Consider the following 19,432-nt stretch of genomic DNA (forward strand, 5'->3'; position numbering starts at 1 on the left):
TATGTTATTATTCAAATATAACTAAATGGAGGAAGGAGCATTATGATGGAATTTGTTTCGGATTTGGTATCAGATCAGACAGCTGCAGCGATTATTAAAGTTGTAGGCGTAGGCGGAGGCGGTTGCAACGCTATCAATAGAATGGTCGATGCTGAAATGCGTGGGGTAACATTTATTGCAGTTAATACAGATAAACAGGCGTTGTCAAAGTGCAAGGCTGAGATAAAAATTCAAATTGGAGAAAAGATAACAGGCGGAAGAGGAGCTGGGGCTAATCCAGAAGTTGGTCAAAAGGCTGCCGAAGAAACCTTAGAAGAGATAAATACATATCTTCAAGATGCCGATATGGTATTCATCACAGCTGGAATGGGAGGAGGAACAGGAACAGGTGCAGCTCCTGTTATTGCAAAAGCATCGATGGACGCTGGAGCTTTAACTGTTGCAGTTGTAACAAAACCTTTCTCATTTGAGGGTAAGAAGCGTTGGAATAGAGCAAATAAAGGAATTAATTACATAAAGAATTTTGTTGATTCACTGGTAGTTATTCCTAATGACAAGTTGATTGATTCAAGTGAAAGTAATACATCTATGCTTGAAGCATTCTCAATGGCTGATGATGTACTAAGACAGGGCGTGCAAGGAATTTCAGATTTAATTTCTGAATATGGACTTGTAAATGTTGACTTTGCAGATGTCAAAGCTATTATGGAAGGCAGAGGAATTGCACACATGGGTGTCGGCCGTGGTTCTGGTGAAGATAAGATTGATCAGGCAGTTAAGATGGCTGTAAACAGTCCGCTTCTTGAGACATCAATAAGCGGTGCAAAATCAATTCTCCTATATGTTGCAGGTGGATATGATATGGGAATGTTAGACATCAGCAAGATAGCTTCTAAGATTCAAGATGAAGCAGATCCTGATGCAAATATCATCTTTGGTGCTACAGTAGATGAAGACTCGACCGACAAGATTACAGTAACTCTCATTGCAACAGATTTCGCATCTCAGGGAGACCTAATTACCGATGAAGATATAGAAAATGTATCTTCTTCACATGGTAAAGCCGTTCAGACTCCAGATGGTCTTGAAGGATATGAGATGGATATGAGTGACATTATGTCAACGGAGAAGATGTCAACTGGAAATGGTCAATCATCAGTATTTGATGTTCCGGATTTCCTCAAATAGTATAATAATCTAAGAAATGCACTCGAGGATAGAGTCAGAAGACAACAACAAAATTAAGCTTATTAGAAAGCTTCGTAGTAAGAAGTTTAGAGATTCCATTGGAAAATTTACGATCGAGGGCATTAATCTGGTGTCAGAAGCAATTAGACATCAGATTTCCCTCGATTTTCTGATTATTTCTGAATCAACAATCAAGAATAATAATGATAAAGAAATAATTGCCTTATTGGACAGTGCAGATTGTGAGATATTTACCCTTGAGGACAGAGCATTTGAAAGATTGACTGAGGCTGAACATGGAGTTCAGGTTATTGGTATAATTTCGAAAAAAGTTTTTGATGAAAGCTTATATCCTCCTTTATTAACGGATGATAATATCTTAATTTTGGACAGACTACAGGACCCCGGTAATATGGGAACAGTTTTAAGGACTGCATATGCAGCAGGATATAAAAGGGTCTATATATTAAAAGGATCTGCCGATATATATTCGCCAAAGGTACTTAGAGCAAGCGTAGGTGCGATATTTAATATCAACATTTTACTTATTGATGATGTAAAGACGCTACTTGAACTTGACGAAATAAAATCAAGAAATGTCGTTGTTACAGTTCCGAGCGGAGGAGTTCCATATTATAAGACAGAGATTTCCAAGGGGATAGCACTTGTAATTGGAAATGAGGGCAAGGGAATTTCTAATGAACTTATAAATAGTTCTGATACCAGAGTAAGCATACCAATGAATGAGGGAATTGAGTCTTTAAACGCAGGGATTGCAGCTGCAATTCTTATGTATGAGAGCGTTCGTAATAGAGATTAAAATAATAAGGAGCAAAAAAATGGAAGTTACGAAGAACATAGCAGATGTTACTATTGCCGGAGCAAAATATACGCTTTCTGGTGAAAAAACTGAAGAAAAAATCAAAGAAATTGCAAATTATGTAGATGAAGAGCTTACTAGAACAAGTGAAATGCTCGGCACAAATCCTAATTTCAAGTCAGCAGTACTTACCTGCGTTAATATGGCTGAGAAATTAATGGATAATAGCGATCTTCTTCTTAAGGTTCAAGCAGAAAAACATCAACTTGATAATGATGTAAAACACTATGTCAACCTTTGGGAAAGTGCAAAAAGACAGGTAACTGAGCTTCAAGCAAAGATCGGTGATGAAAATGATAAACAAGTTCAGGATGATGAGAAATATAAGGAACTTGAAGAAAAATGCACAGAGATGGAAAATGCTTATTTCGATTTACAGATGGAAAATGTAAATCTCAAAAATGAGATGAGAAGTCTCAAAAAAATGAGAGGCTAAGAGAGGCTAAGATAGAATATTAAAAAATTACGGAAATGATTATATGAAAACTGGTATATCTACTTCCATTGAATTAAATAAGATATTGTCAATGCTGGCTGAATATACCGGCACCGAAATGGTGCATAAAAAAGCATTAGAATTAGTGCCTTTTGAAGATGAACGCATGATTAGAGAAGCTTTAACGGAAACTGCCGAGGGAGTTTCCGTTATTCTATGTAAAGGAGTAATGCCAATAAGCTCAATCAAGGATATAAGAGAAGTTCTTGAGATGGCTAGAAAAGGCAGGATTTTATCCATAAAGGATCTTATTTATATAAGAAGTGGCTTAAAAAATGCAAGAGAGCTGAAAACCTTTTTATCATCTGATATTACCAACATAAATCATATTAAAGAAATAAGTGATTTAATAGAGGTACTTTTGGAACTAGAAAATTCTTTATATAAAAATATTATATCTGAGAATGAAATATCAGATTTTGCTTCTCATGAGCTTGCTGAAATAAGAAGAGGCATAAGAGAAAAAAATGAAAAGATTAGATTAAAATTAGCAGGATATGCGGTTGCTGATTCTAAGTATATGCAGGAAGGACTTGTTACAGTTAGAAATGGAAGATATGTTATTCCTGTAAAAAAAGAATATGCCTCTCAGGTTAGGGGTATAATTCAGGATAGAAGCAGTAGCGGAGCAACTATTTTCATAGAACCGCAAGCTATAGTAGATTTAAATAACGATTTAAGGCAGTTAAAGATAGATGAAGAAATAGAGATCAATAGGATTCTTTCAAAATATACAGATGAAGTTGCGAGGAATTACTATTCAATATTAAACAATCAGGACTTAGTTGAAAAGCTGGATCTTATAAATGCTAAGAGCAGGCTTGCCATAAGCATGGAAGCCATTTGTCCTGATGTAAACACAGATGGAAGAATTAATATTATTTCAGGAAGACATCCGCTTATTAAAAGTGATGAGGTTGTTCCTATTGATTTAAGCCTTGGCGATAAATTTACAAGCTTGTTAATAACCGGACCAAATACAGGAGGAAAGACAGTAACATTAAAAACCATCGGTCTATTTTCTCTGATGATAAAATGCGGATTACATATTCCATGTAGTGAGGGAAGCGAAATTGCGATATTTAAAGATATATTTGCAGACATTGGCGATGAACAGAGCATTGAGCAGAGCCTGAGCACTTTTTCATCTCATATGAAGAAAATTGTTAATATATTAAATCATGCAAGTAGCGACTCACTAGTCTTATTAGATGAACTTGGAGCGGGAACTGATCCGGCTGAGGGTGCCGCCCTAGGAATTTCGATACTTGAAGCACTTAAAGACAAAGGGGCGAAGATAGTAGCGACAACGCATTATACAGAATTAAAAAAATATGCAATAGAAACTGACTTTGTAGAAAATGCTTCTATGGAATTTGATATAGAAACCCTTTCACCTACATATAAGCTTAGACTTGGCTTGCCGGGCAAATCAAATGCCTTTGAGATTTCAAAAAGGCTTGGAATAAATCCCTTAGTCATAGAAAATGCTAAGAAAATCCTAGATGCAAATGAACTTGATTTTGAAAATGCAGTTAATCTAATCGAAAAAAATAAAATCAATTCTGAGCACGAACTTAAGGAGGCGGAAGAATTAAGATATAAAGCTGAGGTAAGGCTGAGAAGTGCTGATATAGAGATAAAGAAAATAGAAGAAAAAAGGAAGAAGATAATTGATAAAGCTAAAATTGAGGCTCTTGAAATAATCAGAGATGCAAAGAAAAGTGGAGATGAAATTATAAGAGAGCTTAAGAAAGAAAAAAATAATTATTCCAACAATTCTTCAGCAGATATTATAAAAATATCAAATAATGCAAGAGATGAATTTAAAAAATTAGAGAAAAAGAATAAAATTGAAGAACAAACACCAGGTATTTCAAGCATAAAAAGACTTACAAGAGATACTGCACAGATAGGTATGCGTGTAAAAGCCCTCAATATAAATCAGAATGGTCTTATCGAGTCAATAAGCGATGATGGAAGAAAAGCCAAAATTAAAATAGGCTCGTTAAATATGGATATAGACCTTAGCGACTTAATCTCAATTGAGGATAATAAATCAAAGAAAAAAGATAAAAATAGAAGCGGATATGTGTCTGCAAGAAAGATTTATAAAGATAAGACAAAGAGCATAAGTCCTGAAATCAATGTAATCGGTAAAAATTTAGATGACGCGATTCAAATTGTTGAAAAACACCTCGATGACTCAACTATGGCTGGTCTTAGCAAAATTACAATAATTCATGGCAGAGGAGAGGGAATATTGAGAGATGGCATCAGAAAATTTTTAGGCACTAATGGACAGGTTAAATCATTTACCAAAGCCTCTTATGATAATGGAGGAGATGGTGCTACCGTTGTAATATTAAAGGAGTAGGAATGTACATTATTTCTAAATGTCTAATCGGAATAAATTGCAAATATAATGGGGGAAATAATAAGAATGATGATGTTATAAAATTTTGCGAGAACAAGGCGTTTGTTGGAGTATGTCCCGAATGTGATGCTGGACTAGGAACCCCAAGAATACCATCAGAAATTTCTTTGGCTTTGCCCGCCGATAAAAAAAAGAGGATAGTAAATAGAGAGGGTAAAGATCTTACAAAGGAATTTACTCTAGGTAGCAAGATTTCATATGATAAGGCATTAAAATCAGCAAGAGAAGTTAATCAAAGGATTGAAGGTGCTATTTTAAAATCCAAAAGTCCCTCGTGCGGAGTAGGAATGATATATGATGGGACTTTTACGGGGACGCTTATAGAAGGAAATGGAGTTTTTGCAGATTTACTAATTGATAAATCAATACCAGTATATACAGAAAAGAATTTTAAAAATTTTATCATTGATAAATAAAAATATATAAATAATAATATATAAATAAAAACAAGAATTATATGGAGAAAAATTAAAATATGATTGATTTTAAAGAAGAAATAGCAAAGCAAATTTCAGAAAAATGCGAGGGGCTTCAAAGGGAAGAAGTTAAAAGGGCGATTGAAATACCAACAGATTCAAAGATGGGCGATTATGCTTTCCCTTGTTTTAAGCTTGCAAAGGTTTTTAGAAAATCTCCACAGCTTATAGCAGAGGATATTGCAGAAAAACTATCAGATGATGATATATTTAGCAAGGTAGAGCAGGTTAATGCCTATGTAAATATGTTTATAAATTTTGAACGAATTGCAGAAGAAACAATAGGCTCGGTTATAAAATCCGGTGATAAATATGGAGAATCCAATATAGGGAACAATAAAACAATTATCGTTGAGTTTTCATCACCCAATATTGCAAAGCCATTTCACATAGGACATATAAGAAGCACAGTTATAGGTAATTCCATATATAAATTATATGAAAAAATAGGTTATAAGGTGGTTAGGATTAATCACCTAGGCGATTATGGAACACAATTTGGTAAGCTTATTGTTGCATATAGAAGGTGGGGCAGTGAAGATGAGCTTATAAAAGAGCCGATAAAATCTCTCCTTGGTTGGTATACGAAATTCCATGAAGAAGCTGAAAAAAATCCAGAATTAAATGATGAAGCTAGAAAAGCTTTTGCAAATCTTGAACATGGTTCTCTAGAAGAAAAAAGGCTCTGGGAAATATTTAGAAAGTATAGCCTTGAAGAATTTGAAAGAGTTTACAAGCTTTTAGGTATAAAATTTGATTCATATGCAGGAGAAAGTTTTTATACTGATAAGATGCCTCAAATTATTGAGGAGTTAAAGGATAAGGGGCTTCTTATAAAATCACAGGGTGCAGAGATAGTAGACCTAGAAGAATATGATTTGGGTGCCTGCATGATTGAGAAATCAGATGGAACAAGCTTATATGCTACAAGGGATATTGCTGCAGCGATATATAGGAAAAATCATTATGATTTTGATAAATGTATTTATGTGGTTGCCTCACAGCAGAATCTGCACTTTAAGCAGTGGAAGAAAGTTCTTGAACTTATGGGATATGAATGGCAAAAAGACTGCATTCATGTACCTTTTGGACTTGTAATGCTTGAAGATGGAGCTATGTCAACAAGAGAGGGCCGTGTAGTATTCCTTGAAGATGTTTTAAATCAAGCTATAAGTAAGACAAAAGAAATAATTGATGAGAAAAATCCGGATGCTCCAAATGTAGAAGAAATTTCAAAGCAGGTTGGAGTTGGAGCTGTTGTATTTAATGAATTATCAAATAATAGAATTAAGGATTATACTTTCTCTTGGGATCATGTTCTAAATTTTGAGGGAGAAACAGGTCCATATGTTCAATATACTTATGCAAGAGCATCAAGCGTAATTAGAAATGCTAGTGAAGATGACATGGATAAGGTGAAAAATTGCAATATTGAATGTAAATATATAAATTCAGATTCTGCAAAAAATCTTATTAAGTTGATATATAGGATTCCTGAGGTTATAATTGATTCGGCATATAAAGATGAACCATCTATATTAACAAGACATACAATAGATGTTGCACAAGCATTTAACAAATTTTATCACGATGAACACATACTTGTAGATGATGAGTATGAGAGGTGTGCAAAACTGGCATTGGTAGAAACTTCAAGGATTGCAATAGCAAATTGCCTTAAATTAATCGGTATTGAAGCACCAGAAAGAATGTAGGAGATATTATGAGACTACTACTAACTACCCTAGACTGTGGATGTATTAAGACAGATTTAGCACTCAAGTATTTGTATAATGTAATTGCAGATGCTCCTATTGATATTGACTTTAGAGAGTTCGATGAGTCAATAAGCGATCAATCAATCTATAATGACATAATTCTTGGAAAGTATAATATTATATATTTTCATAATAATGTCATGAATAAGGAAAGGCTTGAATTTATCGCTGATAATGTAAAAAAATCTATGCCAACATCAGTCATAGTAACTGGTGGCATTGAGACTACATTTGATACCAAGGATTTTCTGCAACAAAATCCAAGTATAGATTTTGTTATTAGAGGAGAGGGTGAGCTCGTTTTCTATAATTTTATAAAGAGCCTTATCCAATACGACTTTGATTTTGCCTCAATTGCAGGACTTGCATATAGAGAAGATGGGAGAATTTATGTAAATCCATTAGAAGCTTCAATAAGATTTGAGGACCTTCCTTTTCCTTATGAAAAGTTTGAAGTTAAGCAGGGTGATATTGTTGGATATGAATCGATGAGAGGAGCAATCGATAGGTGTGCCTACTCTCAGAATTTACCTGATATTAGACTTAGAACCTTGCCTGTTGACAGGATTTGTTCAGAAATAAAATATTTTATATTGAGAGGAGCGGGCGAGGTACATTTCACAGATAGGTATTTTAATTACAATCCTCAGAAAGCATATAAAATATGGGAGTATATAATAAATAATGACAACGGTCAGATTAAATTCTATTTTGATGTCGATGGCGACTTGCTAGACGAAGAATCCTGCGAACTTTTAAAGAAGGCTAGAAAGGGATTATTTGAATTTAACATAGATATTGAGAGCACCAATCCGGAAGTTTTAGATGCTGTTGGCAGAAAGGCTAATATTTATCAATCGCTATATAATGTTAGCAAGCTAATAACTGAGGGGAGCGTATTTATCAATGTAAATATTAAGGCAGGACTTCCATATGAAACGCCAAAACTATTTGCTAGAGCATTTGACAAGGTATATGGACTTGGTGCGGATAGAATCAATATTGAAATTCTAAGGTTAAAGACAGGGTCGCTAATTCGTGAAAATGCTTCAAAATATGGATATGAATTTTCAAAAAACCCTCCCTATGAAGTTTTAAAAAATGATTATATGAAGCCAACAGATATTATCAAGATTAGGATGATTTCGGAGCTTTTGGATAATATCCAGATAGGATTTGAAGATACAATAGAAAAATTACGCTCAGATCTTCATATGAAACCTTATCACTTGTTTACTAGTATAGTAGAACATATTATATCAGGCAATTTAAAAGATAAATTAAATACAAATGATGATTACTATAGGCTAATAAATGCTTACGCTCTAAATGTTTATGATGCCTCAGGAGATACAATTCAAATTCCGGTTTTAAAACAGGTGATAAAAAGTGATATGAAAAAAGTCATGAGTGAAGATGAAATTTTATCATTTGAAGAAAAAGGGTGGGAGTTATAGAAATTAAAGAGAATATTTTAGATTCTAATAATGGCGATAGAATATCGAGATATTTGACTCATTTGTTAGATGAAATGATATTTGACGAGCTCGCAAATGATTATTTAAAAAGAACAGGAACCTCAGATTTTATGCTCGGGGTTCCTATTCCTGTTGGAAATTCTAATGTAAGTGAGGTTGATACGCTTAAAATAGCCCATAATATGGCTAAGGTGATAGGCTGCGATCCACATTTTCCATATCAAAAAGAATATATTAAATTCCTAAATATAATATTTGATGGCAATGCAGACAAAGCTCTTATTTCAGAGGGAGCAAAGAGCGGAGAGTTAGCAAATTATGAACTTTCATGTGCTTATGAGAGGGCTGCCTTGTTAATTGAGCCGAAGTCTAAGGATGCCTTATATCTATATGCAAGAGCTTGCTTAGATGCGTATCAAAGTGGAGAAAATACAGAAGAATATATAGGCCTATTTAAAGCTGAAAGCCTTGAAATGTTTGAACTTTTAACTATGATACATCCTGACTTTGAACTTGGATTTTACTACCTGGGGTATGCATATGCCAATCTAGGTTTATATCTTAAAGCAAAACTCACTTGGGAAGAATTTATCGATTTGACGGAAGGAACAATTAATAAAGACACAATTAAGCAAAGAGAAGAAATTAATGAAAGGCTTTTCCATCTTAAAGACCCTGTTTTAATAGAACAAGCAATCAATGAAATTCTAAGAGGTAATTACTCATATGGCAAAAATGAGCTTGCTAAATATATTAACTCATCATATGCAGAGTGGTGGCCTCTTTGGTATTATTTGGGTGCTTCTGAGTCAGCTCTAGCAAATTATGAGCTTGCCATTCAATATTATAAAAAAGCACTAAATTTTTCACCTAGCAATCTTGACATTATGAAGGAATTAGTAGAAATATATGAGGCTATTTCTGATGAAGATGGTGCTAAGAAATATAGAAAAAAGATAGATATAATTGAAAAAAATAGGATAGAAGATGTAAAAGATAATAAAAAAGATCTAAAAAAGGATATAATTGATAAGATTTAAGTTGACAATTATTCTTTTTAAAAGTATAATTAATAAGTCGCAAAAAGCGGGGTAGATGTTCCGAGGTAGCTCAATGGCAGAGCAACCGGCTGTTAACCGGTAGGTTGTGGGTTCGAGCCCCACCCTCGGAGCCAATACTTTATATAAATGCCGGAATGGCGGAATTGGCAGACGCCCGGGACTTAAAATCCCGTGAGAAGTAATTCTCGTACCGGTTCGACCCCGGTTTCCGGCACCATTAATATCGCGGGGTAGAGCAGTTGGTAGCTCGTCGGGCTCATAACCCGGAGGTCGGAGGTTCAAGTCCTCTCCCCGCAACCAAGCTAACAGAATATGGCAATTGGATATAGAACCAATTGCCATATTTTTTTAATAAAAGATTAATTAAATATTAAAAAAAGATAAAGATTGAGTACAATTTATATTCCTTAAATACTTGATTTAAATAATAATCTATGCGATAATCAAGACGATACTTATTCCTATCATATTACTAGGAATAAAAACCAAAATGAAGAAATAGATAATAATGTTGATATAAATATGGAGGGATAGATGACAGGAAATTTATTGAAAGTAGAAGGCCTACATGCAGGAGTTGAAAATAAGGAAATCTTGCGTGGAGTTGATCTTAATATTGGAGCTGGAGAGGTCCATGTCCTTATGGGACCAAATGGTTCAGGCAAGTCTACATTAGCTACAACAATCATGGGTGATCCTAGGTTTGAGATTACATCCGGTAAGATTTACTTTGAGGGAGAAGATATTACTAGTCTAAGCACAGATAAGATAGCTAAGAAGGGGTTGTTTTATTCATTCCAAAATCCTATCGAAGTTCCCGGTGTAACACTTAGAAATTTCATAAGAGGCACCATGGAGGCTGTTACCGGAAAGAGGGTAACACCATTCAAACTCATGAAGATGTTAAAGGAACCAATGGAAGTTTTGGGAATTGACGAAGCATATCTCGATAGAGATTTAAATGTAGGCTTTTCAGGTGGTGAAAAAAAGAAGGCTGAGATATTACAACTTCTTATGCTAGAGCCAAAGCTTGCAATCTTAGATGAAACTGATTCAGGTCTTGATGTAGATGCTGTTCAAGTCGTATCAAAGGGAATAAGAGAATATAGAAACAAAGTTAATGGAGCAATTATCGTAATTACACACAATACTAAGATATTAAGTGCTCTTGAGGTTGATGCAGCCCATGTTATTGTCGATGGAAATATAGTCGACAATGGTGATGCCAGCCTTGTTGAGAAAGTCAATAGTCAGGGTTTTGAAACTTACCTAAATATGGAGAAAGGCAAGGATTTATAATGGCTCAGGAAAAAGCAAAGATAGCCGATATAGATAGAACTCTCTACGATTTTCGTAATGAAGAAAATGAATCAAACACATATAGACTTGACGAAGGATTGACTCCTCAAATTGTTGAGCAGATTTCCAAAGAGAAAAACGATCCTGATTGGATGAGAGAGTTCAGGCAAAAGTCACTTAAAATTTATAATGAAATAGATGTTCCTAATTGGGGACCTTCCATCGATGGTCTTGATATAGAACATATTGCGACATATGTAAAACCTAAAGATAACAAAATGCACGCGGACTGGGATGATGTTCCTGAAGAAATTAAGGACACCTTTGATAGACTGGGTATTCCGGAGGCTGAGCGTGAATCATTAGCAGGTGTAGGTGCTCAGTATGACAGTGAGCTCGTATATCACAATGTTCAAAAAGGCGTAGCGGACCTTGGCGTAGTATATTCCGATTTGGAAAGTGCAATGCACAAGGAAGAATATAGCGATATGATTAAGGAACACTTTATGAAGCTTGTTCCTCCAACTGATCATAAATTTGCCGCACTCCATGGAGCGGTCTGGTCAGGTGGTTCCTTTGTATATGTACCAAAGGGAGTATCGGTAACCATTCCGCTGCAATCATATTTTAGACTTAACGCTCCAGGAGCTGGTCAATTTGAGCATACGCTTATTATAGTTGAAGAAGGTGCATATCTACACTTTATTGAGGGTTGCTCAGCTCCAAAATATAATGTGGCTAATTTGCACGCAGGCTGTGTTGAGCTTTATGTTGGGAAAAATGCAACACTTAGGTATTCAACTATAGAGAACTGGTCTAAGAATATGTACAATCTGAACACCAAAAGAGCTATTTGCGAAGAGGGTGGAAAGATTGAATGGATTTCTGGGTCATTCGGATCGCATATATCATATCTATATCCAATGAGCATCTTAAATGGTGACGGGGCGAGGTCTGAATTTACAAGTGTAACTTTTGCAGGAAATGGTCAAAACCTAGATACAGGCTGTAAAGTTGTACACAATGCTCCGAGAACTACATCATATATAAATACAAGGTCAATTTCTAAAGGCAATGGTATAAGCACATTTAGAAGTGCGGTCGTTGTAAATAGCAATGCAAAGGGAAGCAAGTCTGCGGTAAGCTGTCAAAGCTTAATGCTTGATAAAGAAAGCAGATCAGACACAATTCCAGCTATGGATATTAGAACAGATGATGCTGATATTGGGCACGAAGCAAAGATAGGAAGAATTAGCGATGAAGCGGTTTTCTATCTTATGTCAAGAGGAATGTCCGAAGAAGAGGCAAAGGCATTAATTGTTAGCGGTTTTGCCGATAATGTAGGAAAAGAATTGCCACTTGAGTACGCAGTTGAAATGAATAATTTGATTCGCGTCGAGATGGTTGGAGCTATGGGTTAGTAAGGAGAGATAGATGAGAGATATTATAAAGGTAAATGAGCTTCCTTCACCAACCTGGAGATGGCTCAAAATGAATGAAGCATTGTTAAAAAATGTTGAATCATTAAAAGAAAAAGAAGTTGATTTTTATATTCCTAAAGATGTTCAAAAAAGTAAAATCAAAAGGAATGAAATATCAAAGATAAAAACAGCATTAGGAAGCGATATGGACATGATTATTGATGAAGCAATAGACCAAGCTGATCTAATTGCAAGTTCAGACAAAATCATGGGACCTGTAAGAATTGATATAGATTATCTTAATAACGATAATTCAGCTAATTCTTTTATGATTGATGCTAAAGATAATTCTGAAATATATGTAATAATGAAATTTACAGGCGGAAGTGGAAAGGGAACGGGAGCAGTTCAGACTAAGTATAAGGTTGGTAAAAATGCTAAGATAACACTTGTGCAAGTTCAGACGCTTGGAAATGATTTCAGATTTTTGAATGATATTGGCGGAGAGTGCGATGAGAATGGTGAGTTTAAGCTAATTCAATTGGTATTAGGCGGTAAGGAAACATATATCGGAAGTAGGACGGAATTGTATGGAGATAAATCCAATCTTGAAACAAAGATAGCATATAAAACTGCCTCAGAAGAATTTTTGGATATGAATTATATATCGAATCACCATGGTAAGAATACATATTGTGACATAAAGGCAAATGGAGTTATGAGAGATAATTCCCACAAGATGTTTAGAGGAACAATTGATTTTAAAAGAGGGTGTGCCGGCTCACTTGGCAATGAGAATGAAGACATATTGCTCCTTGATGAAAATGTAATAAATAGAACTATACCTGTTATTCTTTGCACAGAAGAAGATGTAGAGGGAAATCATGGTGCTTCTATTGGAAAACTAGATGAAAATACCATGTTCTATCTGACTTCTCGCGGAATTCCAGAAGAAGATGTACTTGAGATGATGGCAAAGGCTAGAATTGACGGAATAAAGAATTTAATAGAAGATGAAAAGACAGTTCAATTCATAGATCTTTATTTAAATGATATGGGGGCTAATTAAGGTTAAAAATGGATAAATTTAATATTGAAGATTTTACGCTTTTGAAACAACAAAATATTCATTATCTGGACAATGCAGCAACGACGCAGAAACCTAACTGCGTTCTTGAAGCTGTAAGAGAATATTATGATAAGAAAAATGCCAATCCTATGCGTGGTTTATACGATCTTTCTATTGCTGCAACCGAGGCATATGAAGATGCAAGAGAGGCAGTATCAAAGTTCATAAATGCAAGAGATGTAAGTGAGATAATTTTTACAAGAAATGCTACGGAGAGTTTAAATCTTGTAGCATATAGCTATGGTATGAACTTCATAAATGAGGGTGATGAGATAATAATAAATATTTCAGAGCATCATAGCAATATGCTACCGTGGAGAGAGGTAGCTAAAAAAACTGGAGCAATTATCAAATATTATGAATGTGATTCAGATGGAAGAGTCGATCCTGATAAGCTTGATGAGATGATGAATGAACGCACAAAGATTGTTGCAATTGCTCAAGTATCTAATGTTTTTGGGTATACTCAGGATATTAAAGAAATTTCAAAGAGAGTCCATAAATATGGTGCATATATAGTATGTGACGGTGCTCAGAGCGTTCCTCATATTCCTGTTGATGTTCAGGATTTAGATGTAGATTTTCTTGCATTTTCAGGGCATAAAATGTATGCCCCAATGGGAATTGGCGTCTTATATGCTAAAAAAGAGATACTAGAAAAAATGCCACCATTTTTGTATGGGGGTGAGATGATTGAATATGTTACAAAGGATAGTGCAACATATGCAGAGTTGCCACATAAATTTGAAGCAGGAACAGTTAATGACGGAGGTGCTGTCGGGCTTCATGCTGCGATTGATTATATGAATAATATCGGCTGGGATACGCTAATTGGAAGAGAATTGCATCTTACTAAGATCGCTATGGAAGAGATGGCAAAGATTCCAAATGTATCAATTATCGGTTCTGACAAAGCAGAAAATCATTCCGGTATAATAACATTTAAAATAGATGGCGTTCACCCTCACGATATTGCAGCAATTTTTGATAGCAAGAATATCGCAGTCAGAGCTGGTCATCACTGCACTCAGCCATTACATCAGCATATGGGACTTATGTCAACTACTAGAGCGAGCATAACATTTTATAATAATGAAGCTGACATTGAAGCATTCATAGATTGTCTTAAAGGCATAAGGGAGGCTATGGGTTATGGCAAATAATACTTTTTATAATGAAGTTCTCACATATCACAATATGAATCCAATTCATAAACACGATATTGATGATGCGAATTTTGAACTTGAGGGTGTTAATCCATCTTGCGGAGACGATATAATTTTAAAACTAAAGATTGACGAGCAAGGGAAAATAGTAAATGGTGGATATACTGGAGATGGATGTGCAATATCTCAGGCATCAGCTGATATGATGCTCGATCTTGTGATAGGTAAGCCTAAGGAAGAAGCCATAAGACTTGCGGATATATTCTTTAGAATGATAAAGGGAAATATAACAGATGAAGAATTAGATGAACTTGATGAAGCTTCAATCCTACAAGATATTTCTCATATGCCTGCAAGGGTAAAATGTGCTGTTCTTGGATGGCATACACTTGAAAATATTATTAAAGATGCTGATGAGAATGGTATTCCCAAAATAGGAATTGAAAAGAAATAGCATAGGGGTATTATATTGACTGAATTAAAAGAAAAATTAAAAGAAGTTTTATTTTCTGTCTTACCAATAACTGCGATTGTACTCATATTGCATTTTACAATTACTCCATTAAATTCAAATTTGATATACCCATTTCTAATTGCCTCTCTTATGGTCATTATTGGTCTAACATTTTTTTTGATAGGAATAGATCAAGGAATTGAGGAAATAGGAAGGGGTATAGGTAATACGATAACGAAGTCTAATAATTATGCTATAGCCATTACGGCTAGCTTAGTTTTAGGCTTTTTTATTTCTTATGCGGAGCCAGATCTTCATATTCTAGCAAAACAGGTCGACGGAATAACTTCTGGCAGTTTTAATAATCTGCTTATGGTTACTGTTGTATCGGTTGGAATCGGGATAATGATGACTGTAGGTATGTTACGCTCTTTAAAGAATATAAAGATTAAATACATATTTACAATTTCATATTTATTAATTTTAATATTATCCTTTTTTTCAAATTATAATTTTATAGCTATTGCATTTGACGCTTCAGGGGCAACAACTGGTGCTATAACAGTACCATTTATGTTGGCACTTGCATCAGGCATATCTTCAATGAAAAAAGATAGTAAGGTTAATGAAAATACAAGTTTTGGAGTTATTGGAATATCATCGACAGGTGCAATACTTGGAATAATAATAGCAGGGATTTTTTTTAGAAATGATGCGATAAAAGGGAGTTTACCGAAGACGGTGGTAAAGAGCAGAGACATTACAAGCTTATTTGGAGATAATCTAATACATATTACATATGAAACAATATTAACCTTGCTTCCGATTATTTTGACATATGCAATTCTTCAGATATTCTTTTTGAAGCAGAAAAAGAACAGGGTAATAGGCGTAATTAGTGGAATTGTTATGACTTTTATAGGGCTTGTTATTTTTCTTGTAGGTATAAACGGTGGATTTATGGAGGTAGGTCTTCAGCTAGGCATAAAATTATCGAGTCTAGATTCAAAAATTCCAATAATTATAATTTCACTCTTACTAGGAATTACGACTGTTTTAGCAGAACCTGCGGTTCATGTTTTAACTCATCAAGTTGAGGATGTTACAGGTGGCTCTGTCAGAAGAGAATGGGTTCTAATATTTTTGTCTTCGGCTGTAGGCCTTGCAATTTTGCTTTCCTCAATTAGAATTATGATAGAAGAAATAGAGCTTTGGATGTATCTAATACCTGGATTTGCTCTTGCCATAATACTATCATATTTTGTACCTGAGCTCTTTACAGGAATGGCGATAGATGCCGGAGGAGTAGCATCAGGGCCAATGACAGCGACTTTTTCGCTTGCCTTTATTCAGGGAATATCTGCAGGAATACCAAATGCAGATTTAATTAAAGATGGATTTGGTATGATAGCAATTGTAGCAATGGTTCCAATTATATCTATAGAAATTCTAGGAGCCTTATATCAATTGAGCGTGAAAAAATCTTCAAATAATTCAAATAGCATAAAACAATAAAAATAATTAAAAAGCATAATAAATTAAAGGATAATAAAATGGACAATAAAAAAGGATTGCTGGTAAGGAATGAATTTAATGTTATGACGCTTATACTTAACGAGCATCAGACAAAACTTTTTATGCACATTATAAAAGAAAAAAATCTATATGATGGAATTATGCTTTTAGCAAAAGGTACTGTTAAAAATTCCTTTTTAAATCTAATTGGATTAAAAAATCAAAATATGACAATAATAGATGTTTTGATCCCAAAAGATAAGTCCAAGGAAATAATTGATTATACGAGTGAAAAATTAAAACTTAATGAAAAAGACCACGGCATCGCTTATTTAACCTCTCCAAAGCTCGCAGGGCATAGGCAGGCTGAAGGCAAAATATTGAAAGATATGGGAGCAAAGAAAATGTTTAAAAAATTAACTGTGATTGTAAATAGGGGAATGGCAGATGATGTCATGGACATTGCAAGAGAGTCAGGAGCAAAAGGTGGTACAGTTCTTCATGGTAGGGGAACTGGGTCAGAAAAGGCCACAAAATTATTTGGCATAGAAGTTGAGCCTGAAAAAGAACTCGTGCTTATTGTAATACCTATTGAAATTGAGGAAAGAGTGGTAAGCAATTTATATGAAAAACTAGAGATGCAAAATGCCGGAAATGGGATTTTATTTGTAGAAGATATAACTGATGTAAGAGGAATTGTTAATTGAGGTAATGCGATGTTAGAAGTTCTTTTAATGCAATATAAGGATATATTTGGAAGAGATTTTCCTTTGATTGATTTTGAAGGGAGACCTGAGATAGATGTAATAAATACAATTTATGAATGTGTTCATAATAATAAGCCATACGAAGAAGATATGGAGATAAAAACCAAGATAATGGACGCTCCGTCTGCTAGATAGATTGCTTTTGTAGATACTATATATTATTGACTAAAAACTGTGCAAAGGCTATAATATACAAGTGTAATTAAAAATACTTGTTAGTTTTATAGCGTAAGCACATTTTTTATGTGATACGGATATTATACAAATTTAATATTAAATTGGGAGGTTTAGCTATGGCACCGTTAGTTACTGCCATATTAGTTGGCATTTTGTGTCTAGTTGTTGGACTTCTGGTTGGTTATGCTTTACGCAAAAATATCGGTGAAAAAGAGATAGGTAGTGCCGAAGCTAAAGCAAAAAATATTATACTTGATGCGGAAAATAATGCTGATAATTTAAAAAAAGAAAAAATAGTTGAAGCAAAGGAAGAAGCATATAGGATAAAGTCTGATCTTGAAAGAGAATTAAAGGAAAGAAGAAACGAAATTCAAAAAGCTGAAAGACGAATCAATCAGAAAGAAGAAAACATCGATAGAAAATTAGACAAGATTGAAAGACGAGAGGAGAATATTACAAAGAGAGAGCGTTCTCTCGAAGATAAGCACAATGAGTTAGACAAATTTGTTCAAAAGCAAATAGATGAGCTTGAAAAGATCTCCGGTTATTCAAAAGAAGAGGCCAAGCATATGCTTCTTCAGGAGATTGAAGCCGATGTCAGAAAAGACGCTTCTATGCTTATAACAAAGATAGAATCAGAGGCAAAAGAAGAGGCTGAAAAGCACGCTAAAGAAGTTATTACAATGGCGATACAAAAATGTGCTTCTGAGACAGTCGCGGAAACTACTGTATCAGTTGTGCCACTTCCTAGTGATGATATGAAAGGAAGAATAATCGGTAGAGAGGGAAGAAATATTAGAACGATAGAAACTCTTACCGGTGTTGACCTTATTATAGATGATACACCTGAAGCAGTTCTTCTATCCGGATTTGATCCTGTCAGGAGAGAAATTGCAAGAATTGCTTTGGAAAAACTTATTATTGATGGAAGAATACATCCTGCAAGAATTGAGGAAATGGTTCAGAGGGCAACCAAGGAAGTCAATAATATTATCAAAGAAGAAGGCGAACAGGCTTGCTTTGATACAGGCGTTCACAATCTACATCCAGAATTAATTAAATTACTGGGCCGCCTAAAATATAGAACCTCTTATGGACAGAATGTATTAAAACACTCCATAGAAGTAGCTATTTTAGCAGGTATAATGGCTGACGAGCTTGGATATGATTCAAAGCTGGCGAAGAGGGCTGGATTATTACATGATATTGGTAAATCAATAGATCATGAAGTTGAAGGTACTCATGTAGAAATAGGACTTAATATATGCAAAAAATATAAGGAATCATGGAAGGTACTAAATGCAGTTGAAGCACATCATGGCGATGTAGAACCAAGCACTATGGAGGCGGTTTTGGTTGCTGCTGCTGATGCCTTGTCTGCTGCAAGACCTGGTGCAAGAAGAGAAACGCTTGAAGCATATATTAAAAGACTTGAAAGCCTTGAAAAAATTGCTAATGAAACAAAGGGTGTTGATAAATCTTATGCTATTCAGGCAGGTAGAGAGATTAGAATTGTTGTAAAACCTTCACAGGTTAAAGATGATGAAGTCGCTATACTCGCTCGAGATGTAGCAAAGAAGATAGAATCTCAGCTTGAGTATCCTGGCAATATCAAGGTCAATGTAATTAGAGAAACACATGCAGTTGATTATGCAAAATAAATAATAATTATAATAGCTGTCGCTTTGGTATTATTCATTGCGATGGCTA

17 protein-coding genes and 3 tRNA genes are annotated in these 19,432 nt (G+C 34.7%); all 20 read left to right on the plus strand.

Annotated features, from left to right (window positions below; genetic code table 11):
- Positions 1-42: 42 nt before the first annotated feature.
- The 20 genes from ftsZ (at position 43) to rny (ending at position 19,383) form a co-directional block, all read left to right on the plus strand.
- On the plus strand, positions 43-1,188 hold the full coding sequence (gene ftsZ, locus BQ5371_RS05650; RefSeq protein ID WP_071132890.1) for a cell division protein FtsZ: 1,146 nt from the start codon (positions 43-45) through the stop codon (positions 1,186-1,188).
- 16 nt (positions 1,189-1,204) lie between these two features.
- A complete protein-coding gene (locus BQ5371_RS05655; protein WP_083377446.1) occupies positions 1,205-2,008 on the plus strand; it encodes a TrmH family RNA methyltransferase in 804 nt (267 codons plus the stop codon).
- 19 nt (positions 2,009-2,027) lie between these two features.
- Positions 2,028-2,504, plus strand: coding sequence for a cell division protein ZapA (locus BQ5371_RS05660; RefSeq protein WP_071132892.1), 477 nt, complete (start codon positions 2,028-2,030; stop codon positions 2,502-2,504).
- Between the two features lie 43 nt (positions 2,505-2,547).
- The gene (locus tag BQ5371_RS05665) at positions 2,548-4,941 is read left to right on the plus strand and encodes an endonuclease MutS2 (RefSeq protein ID WP_071132893.1); all 2,394 of its coding nucleotides are present in this window, start codon (positions 2,548-2,550) and stop codon (positions 4,939-4,941) included.
- Positions 4,942-4,943: 2 nt separating this feature from the next.
- Positions 4,944-5,417, plus strand: a complete 474-nt coding sequence (locus BQ5371_RS05670; protein ID WP_071132894.1) for a DUF523 domain-containing protein — start codon at positions 4,944-4,946, stop codon at positions 5,415-5,417.
- Positions 5,418-5,476: 59 nt separating this feature from the next.
- The gene (gene argS, locus BQ5371_RS05675) at positions 5,477-7,192 is read left to right on the plus strand and encodes an arginine--tRNA ligase (protein ID WP_071132895.1); all 1,716 of its coding nucleotides are present in this window, start codon (positions 5,477-5,479) and stop codon (positions 7,190-7,192) included.
- Between the two features lie 8 nt (positions 7,193-7,200).
- Positions 7,201-8,712, plus strand: coding sequence for a B12-binding domain-containing radical SAM protein (locus BQ5371_RS05680; protein ID WP_071132896.1), 1,512 nt, complete (start codon positions 7,201-7,203; stop codon positions 8,710-8,712).
- The gene (locus BQ5371_RS05685) at positions 8,700-9,773 is read left to right on the plus strand and encodes a tetratricopeptide repeat protein (RefSeq protein ID WP_071132897.1); all 1,074 of its coding nucleotides are present in this window, start codon (positions 8,700-8,702) and stop codon (positions 9,771-9,773) included. Before BQ5371_RS05680 ends, BQ5371_RS05685 begins: the two co-directional genes overlap by 13 nt.
- 59 nt (positions 9,774-9,832) lie before the next feature.
- A tRNA-Asn gene (locus BQ5371_RS05690) sits at positions 9,833-9,907 on the plus strand.
- Positions 9,908-9,922: 15 nt separating this feature from the next.
- A tRNA-Leu gene (locus BQ5371_RS05695) sits at positions 9,923-10,011 on the plus strand.
- 7 nt (positions 10,012-10,018) lie between these two features.
- Positions 10,019-10,094 (plus strand) — tRNA-Met (locus BQ5371_RS05700).
- Positions 10,095-10,328: 234 nt separating this feature from the next.
- Positions 10,329-11,093, plus strand: a complete 765-nt coding sequence (gene sufC / locus BQ5371_RS05705) for a Fe-S cluster assembly ATPase SufC (RefSeq protein ID WP_071132898.1) — start codon at positions 10,329-10,331, stop codon at positions 11,091-11,093.
- Positions 11,093-12,514 carry a Fe-S cluster assembly protein SufB gene (sufB, locus tag BQ5371_RS05710; RefSeq protein ID WP_071132899.1) on the plus strand — a complete coding sequence of 474 codons (1,422 nt, stop codon included), beginning with the start codon at positions 11,093-11,095 and terminating at the stop codon, positions 12,512-12,514. The genes sufC and sufB overlap by 1 nt, the downstream gene beginning before the upstream one ends.
- Before the next feature lie 13 nt (positions 12,515-12,527).
- Positions 12,528-13,583 (plus strand): SufB/SufD family protein, encoded by a 1,056-nt coding sequence (locus BQ5371_RS05715; protein ID WP_071132900.1) that lies wholly within the window; start codon positions 12,528-12,530, stop codon positions 13,581-13,583.
- Between the two features lie 8 nt (positions 13,584-13,591).
- Positions 13,592-14,806, plus strand: coding sequence for an aminotransferase class V-fold PLP-dependent enzyme (locus tag BQ5371_RS05720; protein WP_071132901.1), 1,215 nt, complete (start codon positions 13,592-13,594; stop codon positions 14,804-14,806).
- Positions 14,796-15,263 (plus strand): Fe-S cluster assembly sulfur transfer protein SufU, encoded by a 468-nt coding sequence (gene sufU, locus BQ5371_RS05725; RefSeq protein WP_071132902.1) that lies wholly within the window; start codon positions 14,796-14,798, stop codon positions 15,261-15,263. The genes BQ5371_RS05720 and sufU overlap by 11 nt, the downstream gene beginning before the upstream one ends.
- Positions 15,264-15,278: 15 nt before the next feature.
- Complete coding sequence (locus BQ5371_RS05730; RefSeq protein ID WP_071132903.1) at positions 15,279-16,778, plus strand: DUF1538 domain-containing protein; 1,500 nt, start codon at positions 15,279-15,281, stop codon at positions 16,776-16,778.
- 38 nt (positions 16,779-16,816) lie between these two features.
- Positions 16,817-17,485, plus strand: a complete 669-nt coding sequence (locus BQ5371_RS05735; RefSeq protein ID WP_071132904.1) for a P-II family nitrogen regulator — start codon at positions 16,817-16,819, stop codon at positions 17,483-17,485.
- Between the two features lie 9 nt (positions 17,486-17,494).
- Entirely contained in the window at positions 17,495-17,680 is a 186-nt protein-coding gene (locus BQ5371_RS05740; protein ID WP_071132905.1) for a hypothetical protein, read from the plus strand.
- Between the two features lie 158 nt (positions 17,681-17,838).
- Positions 17,839-19,383 carry a ribonuclease Y gene (rny, locus tag BQ5371_RS05745; protein ID WP_071132906.1) on the plus strand — a complete coding sequence of 515 codons (1,545 nt, stop codon included), beginning with the start codon at positions 17,839-17,841 and terminating at the stop codon, positions 19,381-19,383.
- The last annotated feature ends 49 nt before the right edge of the window (positions 19,384-19,432 follow it).

Source organism: Alterileibacterium massiliense, from assembly GCF_900104645.1.
In the GTDB taxonomy this organism is placed as follows: domain Bacteria; phylum Bacillota; class Clostridia; order Peptostreptococcales; family Anaerovoracaceae; genus Alterileibacterium; species Alterileibacterium massiliense.